This window comes from Methylotenera versatilis 79, assembly GCF_000384375.1.
Taxonomy (GTDB): domain Bacteria; phylum Pseudomonadota; class Gammaproteobacteria; order Burkholderiales; family Methylophilaceae; genus Methylotenera_A; species Methylotenera_A versatilis_B.
Genome location: NZ_ARVX01000001.1, coordinates 528953 through 541946, shown reverse-complemented (window position 1 = coordinate 541946; position 12994 = coordinate 528953). Strand labels below are relative to the sequence as shown.

The window sequence follows — 12994 nt, the reverse complement described above, 5'->3', positions numbered from 1 at the left end:
TAATCGAATATTATAATGGCTTATGGCCTCATCATTAAATCTAAATCACCCCATTCCAGACCTGTTAGCGCAAAGTCGCAGCCAAGAGTTAACCACTTTAATTCAGCAAAAAATTAATGATGCAGGTGGTTGGATAGATTTTGCCACGTTTATGCACATGACCTTATATACGCCCAGTCTAGGTTATTACAGCGGCGGCAGTGTTAAGTTCGCAGACTCTGTAAAAGGTGGTGGAGATTTTGTTACCGCACCGCAAATCTCACCGCTTTTTACCTGCACATTGGCAAGACAAGTGGCGCAAATATTGCTGGAAACACAAGGCAACATTTTGGAATTAGGTGCGGGTACTGGCAAATTGGCCGCAGATTTATTGCTTGAATTACAGCAGTTAAATCAATTGCCAGCACAATATTATATTTTGGAAGTAAGTGATTACTTGCGTCAGATTCAGCTTGAGGCTTTGCAGACGTTATTATCTGCAGATATATTCAAACGTGTAGTTTGGCTAGATACGCTGCCAACCAATTTTGTCGGTTTGATATTCGGTAATGAAGTATTAGATGCGATTCCTGTGCATCTTATCTATCAATCACAACAGGACTGGCTTGAACGTGGTGTTACGTTTGATGCTACAGAACAGCAAAAGCTTATTTGGCAAGATAATCCGTTAGCTGATGTAGATTTAATTAAAGAAGTCAGTACACACTCTTTACCAAACGATTATCTGACGGAAGTTTGCCCTGCAGCAAATGGGCTGATTGCAAGCTTGGCGCAATCATTAAAACAAGGTGTTATCTTGATGTTGGATTATGGGTTCGGTGCGCCAGAGTATTATCATCCGCAACGCAGCGCCGGCACATTAATGTGTCATTACCAGCATCAAGCACATAGCGATCCGCTGCTGAATGTTGGCCTGCAAGATGTGACTGCGCATGTGAATTTTACTGCGATTGCAGAAGCTGGGCTTTCTAATGGGTTAAGTCTGGCGGGATACTGTAATCAGGCCAGTTTTTTGATGAATTGCGGGATTTTAGAAATATTAGCTGAAACTTCGCCATACGATATCGCTGCCTATATTCCGCTTGCCACTGCCGCGCAAAAATTGCTTTCGCCTGCCGAAATGGGTGAGTTGTTTAAAGTGATTGCGTTGAGCAAAGGCATTTCAAACGATTTAATCGGCTTTAAAAGTGGCGATAAAGCACACATGCTTTGAAATAAATTGAGTCTAAATTCAGTATAATGCGCGGCATGATTGAAAATCCAATAGAACTAAACAAAACTTCGGACGAAACGCCAGACAACAATTTAAGGAATCGCCGCATCCGCAGCTTTGTACTGCGCCAAGGCCGATTAACCAAAGGTCAAGAGCGTGCGCTGCAAGAGGTATGGCCGCAATTTGGTGTTGAATATGCAGAACAATTGTTAGATTTGAATGCGACTTTTAATCGAACTGAATCTAAAAAAATCTTAGAAATTGGGTTTGGTATGGGTGAAAGTACAGCCAAAATCGCCCAAACTTTACCGAGTTGTGATTTTTTAGCAGCAGAGGTGCATACGCCAGGCGTTGGCAGTTTACTTAAGCTGATCCAAGAAGGAAACATTAACAATATTCGTGTGATTCAACATGATGTGGTTGAAGTGCTGCAACATATGATTGCTGATGCCAGCTTGGATGGCGTGCATATTTTCTTTCCGGATCCTTGGCATAAAAAACGTCATCATAAACGTCGCTTGATTCAAGCGGGATTCATCAAGCAGTTATGTGCAAAATTGAAAGTGGGTGCTTACATTCACGTGGCAACCGATTGGCAAGAATACGCAGAATGGGTTTTGGACGTGTTGAAATCCGAACCGCAATTGCAAAATACGGCGACTGACTTAACACAAGAGTATGCTGAAAAACCTGCTTACAGGCCATTAACCAAGTTTGAAAATCGCGGTATTAAGCTAGGTCACGGCGTATGGGATTTGGTATTTTTAAAGAAATAAACTGAAAGGCTTAACCGTTTTTTACAGACAGCTTTTTTCACAGGCATTCAACGCTTGATATTAAGGTTGCGATTTTTCAGTGAGCTGGCTGCCCGTCACGCCTGCATAAAACACCACGATTTTTACAGGCGTGTTACCAATATTGCGCCCGTTATGTAAGGTGTTGACCACCTCAACTAGCGCATCACCTGCATGTAAAATTTTAGTGCTGCCGTCTTTCAGTGATACTTCTAAACTACCTTCAAGCATCATGCCAAACGATGGCACTGCGTGCAAATGCCAGCCCGTTTCTCCGCCCACCGCAATTTCTACCAGCATGCCGGTGATTTCTGCCTGACCGTTTGGGTAAGCGATTGGCACGCCGTTCCAGCTGGTTGTGGTTTTTAATAGCGGCGTAACAGTGATGCTTTTCGATGCTTCTAACGCCAATGCTGTGTTGTGCGCAAGACTCAATAAAAAGAGTGTTGCGAGCACTATGGCTGGTTTTTTCATATATTTTGACCTTGTTCACTTGCCTCATCTTCACCTGCAAACAGCCATTTTCCAATTACTTTTTCAGCTTCTTCGACGCCTAATTTTTTAGAACTGGAAAATAGTTGCACTGTGCAATTGCTGCCATAGGTTTTGTCCCAAGTTTCTAACAACTCTTTACGCACTTTTGCCAGCGTTAATCCCGCTTCACCGCGTGATAATTTGTCTGATTTAGTTAATAAAACATGCACAGGTTTACCACTGGGGCAAAACCAATCCAGCATTTGTCGGTCTAGCGGAGTGAGCGGATGACGGCTATCCATCACCAAAACCAAGCCACCTAAACTGGTGCGTTCAGATAAATAACGCGCCAATACACTTTGCCAATGCGCACGCATGCTTTCTGGTACTTTTGCGTAACCGTAGCCAGGTAAATCGACTAAGTGGCGGTCGTTACCAAGTGTGAAAAAGTTAATCAGTTGTGTTCGCCCAGGTTGTTTACTGACGAACGCCAAGCGATTATGGTTGGCGAGCGTATTTAAGGCGCTAGATTTACCTGCGTTTGAGCGGCCTGCGAATGCGACTTCAATGCCGGAAGCTGGTGGTAAATCGCGTAGATGATGGGCTGAGATGAAAAAGGTGGCGTTTTGAAATAGCGGCATTGGATGTTTTGTCAGTGAAACTTAAGGCATAAATGCTATCACGAACAGCTGATTTTTGATAAAATATTAGGATAATTAAATAGTTAGGAAAGTTTTAAAAATGTTTACCAAAGTTTTTGCTAGCGTTAAAAGTGCGTTAAATAATAGCGTTAAGTGCATCACCGTAATGGCTTTTTTAGTGACCAGTTTGTTCATCACACAGAGTTTTGCAGAAACAAAACCAGCAGAGGCGACAAAAGCAACAGCGGCCGCAAAGCCTGTAGCTGCAGCCAGTAAACAAACCGCTGAGCAAATCGTGAAAAATGTCTGTGCAGCTTGTCATGCGGTAGATGGCAATAGTGTCATTAGTTTGAATCCAAAATTAGCGGGTCAGCATCCAGAATATCTGTTGAAACAATTAACTAATTTTAAAGATGGCACGCGTGCGAATGCGGTGATGTTAGGCATGGTGACTAACTTAACACCTGAAGATATGCAAAATCTAGCGACTTATTTTGCGGGGCAAAAACAAACGCTAGCAAAAGCTAAAACCAATGGTGCTGGTTCGTTAGGTGAAAAAATCTATCGTGGCGGAATCGCTAAAACCAGCGTGCCAGCATGCGCTGCGTGCCATGGTGCAAAAGGCGCTGGCATTCCAAAACAATTTCCACGTTTAGCAGGTCAACATGCAGACTATACGCAACAGCAATTAAAAACTTTCCGCACTGGTGAGCGTGCAAATGCACCGATGATGATAGCAATTGCCGCGAAAATGACGGATGCAGAAATGCAAGCGGTTGCAGACTACATACAAGGTTTGCGTTAATTTTGTGATTATTTGGGCGCTGGACTAATAGAGTTTGAATTAAGGGTGATTTTTAATCACCTTTAATTTTAGCCAAATTAATTAACGCTTAATAAATGGAAACTTTCACACCATTTTGCCAAACATTTTATGTTTATATTCCCATTTTAAATTTTCATGTCCTCCAACTTGCTGTAGTCAGCGTTAAAGTCAAACCTTGAAAACACTCACATTTTGAAACCTACTCCTATTCATCATCGTTTTTACGAGCTATTTAGTTCTATGCGCTTTGCCGTGAGCATGCTCACTGTTTTGGGCATTGCATCTATCATCGGCACAGTGTTAAAACAAAATGAACCCTACGAAAACTATATCGTTAAGTTTGGCCAGTTTTGGTTTGAAGCATTTGAAAAGCTCGGTTTGTTCGATGTTTATCACGCCATCTGGTTTTTGGTGATTCTGCTGTTTTTAGTGATTTCGACCAGTTTATGTATTTATCGCAATAGCCCGTTGATGGTACGCGAATGGAAAACCTTTAAAGAACATGCGGCAGAAAAATCGCTACGCGCGTTCAGCCACCAAGCTAATTTTAAATACTCTGGTAATCAACAATCAGCAAGCCTAGTTGAAACACAAAACAAACTTGCAAGCTATTTAAGTGAACAAGGTTTTAAATTCAAATTTAAAACGCAACAAAATGGTGATGAATTAATTGCAGCCAAAGCAGGCACGCATCAGCGTTTGGGTTATATCTTTACGCATGTGGCGATGGTGATTATCTTTTTTGGCGGATTACTAGATGGAAACTTGCCTTTAAAAATACAAGAAATGCTGGGCAATAAAAAAATTGAGGTATTGGATATTCCAGAAAGCCAAGTGCCGGCAATTAGTCGCTTAAGCGCTAATAATGGATCATTTCGCGCCAATATGACATTGCCGGAAGGTACCAGTGATGATGTGGCATTTGTGCGCGTACGTGATGGATATTTGGTGCAAGAGTTGCCTTTTAGAGTGGCGCTAAAAGATTTTCGCATCGAACATTACGCGACTGGGCAGCCAAAATCGTTCGAAAGTGATATTGAGATCACCGACAAAGATTTAAAACAGCCGCTGAAAAGTACCATCAGCGTCAATCATCCACTGGTCTATAAAGGCATCGCCATTTATCAGTCGGATTTTCAAGATGGTGGCTCAAGCGTTAACTTTAAAGTGTGGGATTTAAGTCAACCAAATGCGAATACGACAACGCTGGATGGTGAGATTTTCAAAAAAACCTTGATTGGCGAAGGCGAAGATCAGTTAACGGTTGAATTTAACGAATTTCGTAAATTCAATATCTTAAATTTAACGCCAGATGGCAAAGGCAAGCCGCGTAACGTTGGCCCCAATGTCACTTACAAACTGCGTGACACATCAGGCCAAGCGCGCGAATATGTCACTTACATGCAGCCGATGCAGCTAGATGGCAAATCATTTTTTATCTCTGGCATGCGCGAAACGGTGCAAGAAGACTTTAAGTTTTTGCGCATTCCGGTAGATGATGATTTTGAAATAAACGGATTTATGCGTTTCCGCGCTGCCATGTTGGATAGCAAATTGTATCCAACGATCGCCAAAAAATTAATTGGCAATATGGAAACTAAAGATCCGAAACTGCAAGCGCAGTTTGAAGGTAGTGTGATTCAATTGTTACATACGTTTGCGGATGGCGGTTATACCAATCTTGCTAAAGTCATCGAGGCAGCAGTGCCAGAACCGCAGCGTGAAAAAGCTGCGCAAACCTATATTAAAATGCTGAATTCAGCCGCGTTTGAAGCATATAATTTAAGCCTTTCGCAAGCGAATAAAAAGCCATTGGTATTTGATACTAAGGTGCAATCGATGTTGCAAGATAGCTTAAATGCTTTTAGCGATACGTTTTTTTATGGTACGCCATATTATTTGCAACTGGCAGATTTCAAACAAGTGGAAGCTAGTGGTTTTCAGTTAACCAAATCGCCAGGGCAAAAATGGGTGTATTTGGGCTCTGTGTTGCTGGTTTTAGGTATTTTTTCGATGTTTTATATTCGTGAACGACGTATTTGGTTGTTAGTCAAAGCGGATGAAGTGCTGTTTGCGATGTCGGCGAATCGCAAAAATTTAGATTTTGAGCAAGATTTTGAACGTATAAAAAAACAATTAGGTCAGATACTTTCTTAATAGATTGTTTAGACCAAATCAAGGAAGCAATCATGAACACAAATGCATTAAGTTTCGCGCCTAAAACATTGTGGCAAACGTTAAAAGTGCAGGATTGGCTTTATGCCATTTTATTGGTGGCGGGCGCTATTTTCGCTTACAGCAAATATTCGCAGCATATGGATATTTATGAAGTGAGTTTTTTATTTGGTGCGGCGATTGCATTTAGTTACTTAGGCTGGCGTTGGAAAAATCTAGCCAAATTAGTGATTGGTGTGGGCGTCATTAGTTTGATTTCCATTAGCATGTATCATGGCGACCAAGCGCGCGCCACACAGGCTTTCTTCTTAAAATTTCTGATTTCCAGCCAATCTGCCGTCATGTGGATGAATGTGCTATTTATTTTAGCCATGGTCACTTATTGGTTTGCCTTATATAAACGCAGCGATTTTGCTGGCCGTGTGGCATCTGCCTTAACGTGGAGCGCGGTGTTGTTTGGCTTTGTCGGCTTAATGGTGCGTTGGTACGAATCTTATTTAATCGCGCCAGATGTTGGACATATTCCCATCAGTAATTTATATGAAGTGTTTATTTTATTCTGTTTAATTACCTCACTTTTATATCTGCATTACGAAGACAAATTTAATACTAAACAATTGGGCGGTTTTGTATTGTTAATTATTAACGCTGCCGTCGCATTTATTCTATGGTATCGATTCGATCGCGGCGCAGATGCGATTCAACCGTTAGTACCCGCATTGCAAAGTTATTGGATGAAAATCCACGTGCCAGCAAACTTTGTTGGCTATGGTTCTTTCTCATTGGCGGCAATGGTAGCGAGCGCTTACTTGTTATCCAGAAAAGGCATTTTAACCAGCCGCTTGCCTAGTTTAGAAGTGCTCGATGACGTGATGTACAAAGCGATTGCTGTGGGCTTTGCATTTTTTACTATTGCGACTATTTTGGGTGCGATGTGGGCAGCAGAAGCGTGGGGCGGTTATTGGAGTTGGGATCCAAAAGAAACTTGGGCATTAATTGTGTGGTTGAATTACGCTGCATGGTTGCATTTGCGTATGGTTAAAGGCTTGCGCGGGCCAGTACTGGCTTGGTGGGCATTAATTGGCTTGCTAGTCACAACCTTTGCATTTTTGGGTGTGAATATGTTCTTAAGCGGCTTGCATTCTTACGGCGAGCTATAAATTGTAAGTTTCAAATTTTGTGCAATTATCATATGCCAGCGAAAGCTGGCATATGTTTTTAGGGCGCTAATTGCAACAATTCAGATTCGCGATTAAGCGCTCAACTGCACTCTAAATCTTACTGTGCCATTCACATTGCTATCTAAAATCAAATTGTATCCTGCTTGTTTGGCATCTTGTGCGGCATGATATAAACCAACGCCTAATCCATTGTGCGAGGCGATGTGTTTTTTAAACAAATCATGCGCAATCGCTGCATCCATCGCTTTACCCGTATCCGTCACATCAATACAAAAATGTTTGCCATCATCACCGCTCGTTGCAATGTGATGCATCTCAATGGTAATCAGTGTATTCGGCTGATATTTGGCTTTTTCTAATGCGTTATTCAGCAGATTATCCAACACGCTATCTAGCACTTCTGCATTAATATCTTGTTTAGGTAATTCGCTGGCTTTAAATTCAATGCGATCTTGCGTGTGACGTAATTGCAGGTTTTTCCACCATGCAGACATTTTTTCTACGCGCTTTTTATCTTCATTCGGTGCTTTAAGTTTATCTAAAGTCGCAGCAATACGTTGATTTAATACAGGTAATTGCTTGCGGATTAAGTTAAGTAACGCAGCGTTATCTTTATCTTCAGTTTGTTCAGCCGCGGAAACCAGTGTGCCAACCGATTGCAAAATATTTTTAATATCATGTGTTAAACGTGAGCCTGTTTCATAAAATGCCTGCATATAAGCATTCTGGCGCAAGGTTTCTTCGCGTCGTTTGGCTTCATAAAACTCGCCCATAATTTGGGTTAACAATTTTACATGTACATACAAAGCGGGTGAAATTTGCCAATTGGTGTGCAATGTCATGTGAAAATCTTTAAAGCTAAAATTGGTTTGATGTTTGGATGACTCGCCCAATTTGCCTTGTGTCTCATCTGCCAACCAAGAAACGCCAGAAACCCAAGCTAGTGATGTCATTTCTATCATCGCAGCTTGCACAAAACCGTTTGGAGTCGATTCGATTTCAGCCAAAACCGCGATACTTTTTACCCATTTTTCAAATGGCATGCCGATACTTAACAGATAGCGTGACATCAAAAGTTCTACGCCGGAGAAACGTGTGCTGGGCTGCCATAAGAAGCTAAACGCCAGCAATACAAAAGCCATGCTGAATATGGTGATAAACATCACTTGTATGTAGTTAACTGTGTTTAGTGTACCAATTGCGTAACTGCCAAGTACTAAAATCAAGGCAACAAGCATGAGTAATAAGGTATAGAAAAAGTCTAAAACCGGTAATTGGCCCGATTTGCTAGTTTGATTGCCAATAAAAAAGATAGTGATCGGTAACAGCGGAATCAAGTAGCGAATGACAAAAGTAGCCGCCTCTAAATCATCAGATGCGCCGAGTAGTTTTGGTACAACCCACAATAGCAGCATTGAAAGTAAATAACTGGCTGCCAAAATATGGATAATGCGGTTGGTTTTGGTTTCTTCTGAAAAAATCCGCCCGCCCAGCAAGCCAAATAAAATAGATAGCCAAAGCGCAGTTAACCACCAACTGGAATAAAAAAAGCCAATAATGCCGACGCCAATAAAGATGGCGAGCGCTGGCCGCGAAAGTTTTTCAGTGCTGCGCCAAATAGGCTGCCATAACAAAAACAAAGCGTATGTTCCTAAGAAAAGTGTTTGTTTTAAGTAATTTTGCTCGTTGCCCCAAATTAAAAAAGCATGCAGTGAGAGCAACATTAATGCTAAAACACGGTGTGAGTTTCTAATCAAAATAAGATTTATTTTGTGGTAATTGAATAGGGTTTTAAACATCGGGTATAGTCCGTATTTAGAAGGTACGTTGTCGTTAATGTGTCAATAATCTGTCAGTTATGACGAAATCTCAACAAGCATTTTTATTGCTTGGGTTAAATTTACTTCAAAATAACTTAAATAGCCATTAAACAAGACCTGATGCGGTGAAAATGCATTGGCATGTTGTTTGCATGAATTATGACAAAATTGTGATTGTTGCAATAAAAAATCACATGATAATATCGGTTAAAAGGATACCACAATGAATAAACAAACAGGTTTTACCCTTATTGAGCTAGCCATCGTGCTGGTGATTATCGGCCTGTTGCTGGGCGGTGTTTTAAGAGGGCAGGAACTGATTAATAGTGCTAAGGCAAAAAATATCACTGCAGATCTTAAAAACGTACAAATTTTTATTTACGGCTACCAGGATAAGTTTCGTGCAATTCCTGGTGATGATGCTAATGTGGCAGTTCACATAAATGGCGGCACAGCAGCAGGCTCGCCAGCAGCAACGCTTAATAATGCGCAAATTAATGGAGCATGGAATTCTACAACTCCTACAGATGAATCATTTTTATTTTGGCAACATGTACGTTTAGCTGGTTTTGCAACAGGTCCTACAGCAGTTAATGATCCTGCATATTTACCACGTAATGCTGAAAGTGGTCGTTTTGGAGTACAAAGTCTTCCTGGCTTTGCAACTATTGTGGACGCTGCTCCAATGACGGGTTCATATGTAACTTGTACTGAAAACATTGCTGGTAGACTGGTTAAGCAAATTGATGCTAATCTAGATGATGGTAATACGGCAACAGGTTCTTTGAGAGCAGTAGCAGTAGCTGGACAACCTTCTGTGGCAACAGGACAAATTGTAGATGGAACACCCTATATCGTTTGTCTTGCGTTTTAATAGATTAGCCCGCATATGCGGGCTTTTTTGTTTGTAATACTATCTATTTAAACTTTTGATTGTTAGACGTTTTGATTTAGAATGTCTACAAAATTAAATCCCACATCAAATGACTCCAAATATCGTCGAACTCGACAACCTTTCTTTTGGCTATAAAAACCGCATGTTGCATCAAGGCATCAACATGGTGTTTCCGCGTGGCAAAGTAATTGCCATTATGGGCGGCAGCGGCAGCGGTAAAACCACGTTATTACGTTTAATCGGCGGGCAACTTAAGCCAAGCAAAGGTGAGGCGCGCGTTGACGGCCAGGTGGTACATAAACAAAGCCGCGCTGGCATTTATCAATTGCGCCGCAAAATGGGTATGTTGTTTCAACAGGGCGCATTATTCACCGATTTGTCTGTATATGAAAATGTGGCCTTTCCGATGCGTGAACATACCGATTTACCTGAAAGTATGATTCACGATTTGGTACTGCTGAAATTAAATGCTGTTGGTTTACGTGGCGCCCATAAATTGATGCCAACTGAGTTGTCTGGTGGTATGGCGAGGCGTGTGGCGCTAGCAAGAGCAATTGCGCTTGATCCCGATATTATTATGTACGATGAGCCTTTTGCAGGTTTAGACCCTATTTCTATGGCAGTTATTTGCGATTTGATTCGCACTTTAAATGATGCGCTTGGCGCAACCTCTATCATCGTGTCGCATGATGTAAAAGAAACATTTACCATCGCAGATTATGTCTATTTTGTTGCCAATGGCGTGGTTGCAGCAGAAGGTACACCAGAAGATTTGCGTAAATCAGACTTGCCATTTGTGCATCAATTTGTGCATGGCGAGAAAGATGGGCCAGTACCGTTTCATTATGCAGCGGGTGATTACAAGCAAGATTTGTTAGATTTTAAAGCGACATAATTGAAGTATATATAAGATGATTAAATCTAACTTATTTGTCTGTTTAGTTCGTACATTGCGCAGCATAGGGCATAAATTCAGTGACAACGTTTGGCGCTTAGGCGCTGGTGCGCGACTGTTTGGTCTAACGCTGGCTTCTTCTGGTGAAAGTTTTCGCCGATTTCATTTAACTGTTCGAGAAGTCTATTTTACGGGCGTTATGTCGCTGGTTATTATATTGGTATCTGCTTTTTTTGTCGGTATGGTGCTGGCTTTGCAGGGCTATCACACCTTGCAAAAGTATGGTTCATCCGAGTCTATCGGCGTATTGGTGGCTTTATCGTTGTTGCGCGAATTAGGCCCTGTGGTGACGGCGCTGTTATTTGCAGGACGTGCTGGCACAGCTATTACGGCAGAAATTGGTTTAATGAAAGCGACCGAGCAATTATCTGCAATGGAAATGATGGCGGTTAGCCCTATCTCACGCGTTATCGCACCACGGTTTTGGGCAGGCGTGATTGCGATGCCAATTTTGGCTGCGTTGTTTTCAATGGTCGGTATTTTGGGCGGTTATTTAGTTGCGGTACCGTTAATTGGTGTAGATGCAGGCGCATTCTGGTCGCAAATGCAGGCCAATGTTGATTGGCAATTTGATATTTTAAATGGCGTGATAAAAAGCCTTGTGTTTGGTGTTGCTTGTACCATGATTGCCTTGTTTGAAGGTTACGATGCGCCGCCAACAGCCGAGGGTGTGAGCCGCGCGACGACCAGAACAGTGGTGACATCGTCATTAGCAATTTTAGGGCTAGATTTTGTATTAACCTCATTAATGATTAGCATGTAAGGCAATAGGAGCAGGGCGATGGAAAGAACAACGATTGATTTATGGGTAGGTATTTTTGTGGCATTAGGGCTGGCTGCGCTGCTTGGTCTGGCCATGAAAGTGGGCAATTTAACCAGTAGCAATATTGGTGAAACCTACACGGTTACCGCTAATTTTGAAAATATTGGTGGTTTAAAACCACGTGCACCAGTTAAAAGTGCTGGTGTTGTCGTTGGACGTGTTGCAGATATTAAATTCGATTCAGCAACTTTTGAAGCGGTGGTTAGTCTGAATATCGATAAGCGCTATCCATTTCCAAAAGATACGTTTGCGAATATTTACACAGCGGGTTTATTGGGTGAGCAGTATATTGGTTTAGAAGCAGGTGGCGATGAGGTTAAGTTGGCTGATGGCGACAAAATCACGCAAACGCAAGATGCAGTCGTGTTGGAAAAAATGATTAGTCAATTTTTATATAACAAAGCGTCAGAGCCAGCAGCTGACTCAACTAAATCAAATGCTTCAGAATCACCATCAACCAAAAGTACAGATGATGCGTTAGGTGCAAACCCGTTAGATGAAATCACAAAACCGGTAAAACCTTAAAGAAGCTAAATTAATAGATACATTAAGAAACGATAAATAGGATTGCTCATGATTAAAAATGCGACAAAACAGTTATTAATTGCAACCACGATGTTGTGCTTTAGCGTTGGTGCATTTGCGGCAGAAGGTCCAGATGCCTTGGTTAAACGTACAGCTGAAGATGTGTTGGCTGTAGTAAAAAACGATAAAGATATTCAAGCGGGTAATCAGCAAAAAATATTTGCCTTGGCAGAGGAAAAAATCTTACCTAACTTTAACTTTGACCGCGTTTCACGCTTGGTACTGGGAAAAAATTGGACAAATGCAACGCCAGAGCAAAAGGCCGCCTTCCAAGCGGAATTCCGTACATTGTTATTGCGTACTTATGCAACGGCACTATCAAAATATAAAAATCAAGTAATTGAGTACAAACCATTGCGTTTAGATGACGGTGCAAATACTGCGACTGTTAAAACATTGATATTACAACCCGGTGGCCAGCCAGTGGCGGTAGATTATGCGTTGGAAAAACAAACTGATGCATGGAAAGTGTACGATATCGTGATTGAAAGTGTAAGTTTGGTGACGAATTATCGTGGTCAATTCGCGCAAGAAATACGTCAAAATGGTTTAGATAGTTTGATTAAAAAGCTTGCTGATAAAAACAAAGCGGCTAGTTAGTAATTTTTAAAA

At 41.6% G+C, this 12994-nt stretch carries 13 protein-coding genes; 10 read left to right on the top strand and 3 right to left on the bottom strand.

All coding sequences use genetic code 11. The features are described from left to right. The first annotated feature begins 22 nt into the window (after positions 1-22). Both METVE_RS0102815 and trmB read left to right on the top strand, forming a co-directional pair. Positions 23-1213, top strand: a complete 1191-nt coding sequence (locus METVE_RS0102815) for a class I SAM-dependent methyltransferase (protein ID WP_020166932.1) — start codon at positions 23-25, stop codon at positions 1211-1213. Positions 1214-1248: 35 nt separating this feature from the next. Next, positions 1249-1989 (top strand): tRNA (guanosine(46)-N7)-methyltransferase TrmB, encoded by a 741-nt coding sequence (gene trmB / locus METVE_RS0102810; protein ID WP_369751040.1) that lies wholly within the window; start codon positions 1249-1251, stop codon positions 1987-1989. A 60-nt stretch (positions 1990-2049) separates the two neighbouring features. Here the strand turns inward: trmB and METVE_RS0102805 are convergent, their stop codons facing one another. Continuing rightward, positions 2050-2481, bottom strand: coding sequence for a cupin domain-containing protein (locus METVE_RS0102805; protein WP_020166930.1), 432 nt, complete (start codon positions 2479-2481; stop codon positions 2050-2052). Then, positions 2478-3122, bottom strand: a complete 645-nt coding sequence (gene yihA / locus METVE_RS0102800) for a ribosome biogenesis GTP-binding protein YihA/YsxC (RefSeq protein WP_020166929.1) — start codon at positions 3120-3122, stop codon at positions 2478-2480. The genes METVE_RS0102805 and yihA overlap by 4 nt, the downstream gene beginning before the upstream one ends. Positions 3123-3222: 100 nt before the next feature. Here yihA and METVE_RS0102795 point away from each other — a divergent pair, with 100 nt between their 5' ends. The 3 genes from METVE_RS0102795 (at position 3223) to ccsB (ending at position 7283) form a co-directional block, all read left to right on the top strand. Beyond that, positions 3223-3927, top strand: a complete 705-nt coding sequence (locus METVE_RS0102795; RefSeq protein WP_020166928.1) for a c-type cytochrome — start codon at positions 3223-3225, stop codon at positions 3925-3927. 261 nt (positions 3928-4188) lie between these two features. Then, positions 4189-6105, top strand: coding sequence for a cytochrome c biogenesis protein ResB (locus tag METVE_RS0102790; protein WP_020166927.1), 1917 nt, complete (start codon positions 4189-4191; stop codon positions 6103-6105). Positions 6106-6137: 32 nt separating this feature from the next. Then, positions 6138-7283, top strand: coding sequence for a c-type cytochrome biogenesis protein CcsB (ccsB, locus tag METVE_RS0102785; RefSeq protein WP_020166926.1), 1146 nt, complete (start codon positions 6138-6140; stop codon positions 7281-7283). A gap of 92 nt (positions 7284-7375) precedes the next feature. Here ccsB and METVE_RS0102780 read toward each other — a convergent pair whose 3' ends face one another. Then, the gene (locus METVE_RS0102780) at positions 7376-9028 is read right to left on the bottom strand and encodes a sensor histidine kinase (protein WP_232415543.1); all 1653 of its coding nucleotides are present in this window, start codon (positions 9026-9028) and stop codon (positions 7376-7378) included. Positions 9029-9347: 319 nt separating this feature from the next. On the opposite strand from METVE_RS0102780, the gene METVE_RS0102775 reads away from it, so the two are divergent. The 5 genes from METVE_RS0102775 to METVE_RS0102755 all read left to right on the top strand — a co-directional run bounded on the left by METVE_RS0102775 (position 9348) and on the right by METVE_RS0102755 (position 12982). Then, on the top strand, positions 9348-9998 hold the full coding sequence (locus METVE_RS0102775) for a prepilin-type N-terminal cleavage/methylation domain-containing protein (RefSeq protein ID WP_020166924.1): 651 nt from the start codon (positions 9348-9350) through the stop codon (positions 9996-9998). A gap of 109 nt (positions 9999-10107) precedes the next feature. Continuing rightward, positions 10108-10914, top strand: a complete 807-nt coding sequence (locus tag METVE_RS0102770) for an ABC transporter ATP-binding protein (RefSeq protein WP_020166923.1) — start codon at positions 10108-10110, stop codon at positions 10912-10914. Between the two features lie 16 nt (positions 10915-10930). Next, entirely contained in the window at positions 10931-11737 is an 807-nt protein-coding gene (gene mlaE, locus METVE_RS0102765) for a lipid asymmetry maintenance ABC transporter permease subunit MlaE (RefSeq protein WP_020166922.1), read from the top strand. Positions 11738-11755: 18 nt separating this feature from the next. Then, on the top strand, positions 11756-12322 hold the full coding sequence (gene mlaD, locus METVE_RS0102760) for an outer membrane lipid asymmetry maintenance protein MlaD (protein ID WP_020166921.1): 567 nt from the start codon (positions 11756-11758) through the stop codon (positions 12320-12322). A gap of 90 nt (positions 12323-12412) precedes the next feature. Beyond that, positions 12413-12982, top strand: coding sequence for an MlaC/ttg2D family ABC transporter substrate-binding protein (locus tag METVE_RS0102755; RefSeq protein ID WP_232496459.1), 570 nt, complete (start codon positions 12413-12415; stop codon positions 12980-12982). Positions 12983-12994 lie beyond the last annotated feature (12 nt).

Coding starts and splice junctions, on each gene's coding strand:
- METVE_RS0102815 (WP_020166932.1), top strand. CDS start 23: ATGGCCTCATCATTAAATCTAAATCACCCCATTCCAGACCTGTTAGCG.
- trmB (WP_369751040.1), top strand. CDS start 1,249: ATGATTGAAAATCCAATAGAACTAAACAAAACTTCGGACGAAACGCCA.
- METVE_RS0102805 (WP_020166930.1), bottom strand. CDS start 2,481: ATGAAAAAACCAGCCATAGTGCTCGCAACACTCTTTTTATTGAGTCTT.
- yihA (WP_020166929.1), bottom strand. CDS start 3,122: ATGCCGCTATTTCAAAACGCCACCTTTTTCATCTCAGCCCATCATCTA.
- METVE_RS0102795 (WP_020166928.1), top strand. CDS start 3,223: ATGTTTACCAAAGTTTTTGCTAGCGTTAAAAGTGCGTTAAATAATAGC.
- METVE_RS0102790 (WP_020166927.1), top strand. CDS start 4,189: ATGCGCTTTGCCGTGAGCATGCTCACTGTTTTGGGCATTGCATCTATC.
- ccsB (WP_020166926.1), top strand. CDS start 6,138: ATGAACACAAATGCATTAAGTTTCGCGCCTAAAACATTGTGGCAAACG.
- METVE_RS0102780 (WP_232415543.1), bottom strand. CDS start 9,028: ATGTTGCTCTCACTGCATGCTTTTTTAATTTGGGGCAACGAGCAAAAT.
- METVE_RS0102775 (WP_020166924.1), top strand. CDS start 9,348: ATGAATAAACAAACAGGTTTTACCCTTATTGAGCTAGCCATCGTGCTG.
- METVE_RS0102770 (WP_020166923.1), top strand. CDS start 10,108: ATGACTCCAAATATCGTCGAACTCGACAACCTTTCTTTTGGCTATAAA.
- mlaE (WP_020166922.1), top strand. CDS start 10,931: ATGATTAAATCTAACTTATTTGTCTGTTTAGTTCGTACATTGCGCAGC.
- mlaD (WP_020166921.1), top strand. CDS start 11,756: ATGGAAAGAACAACGATTGATTTATGGGTAGGTATTTTTGTGGCATTA.
- METVE_RS0102755 (WP_232496459.1), top strand. CDS start 12,413: ATGTTGTGCTTTAGCGTTGGTGCATTTGCGGCAGAAGGTCCAGATGCC.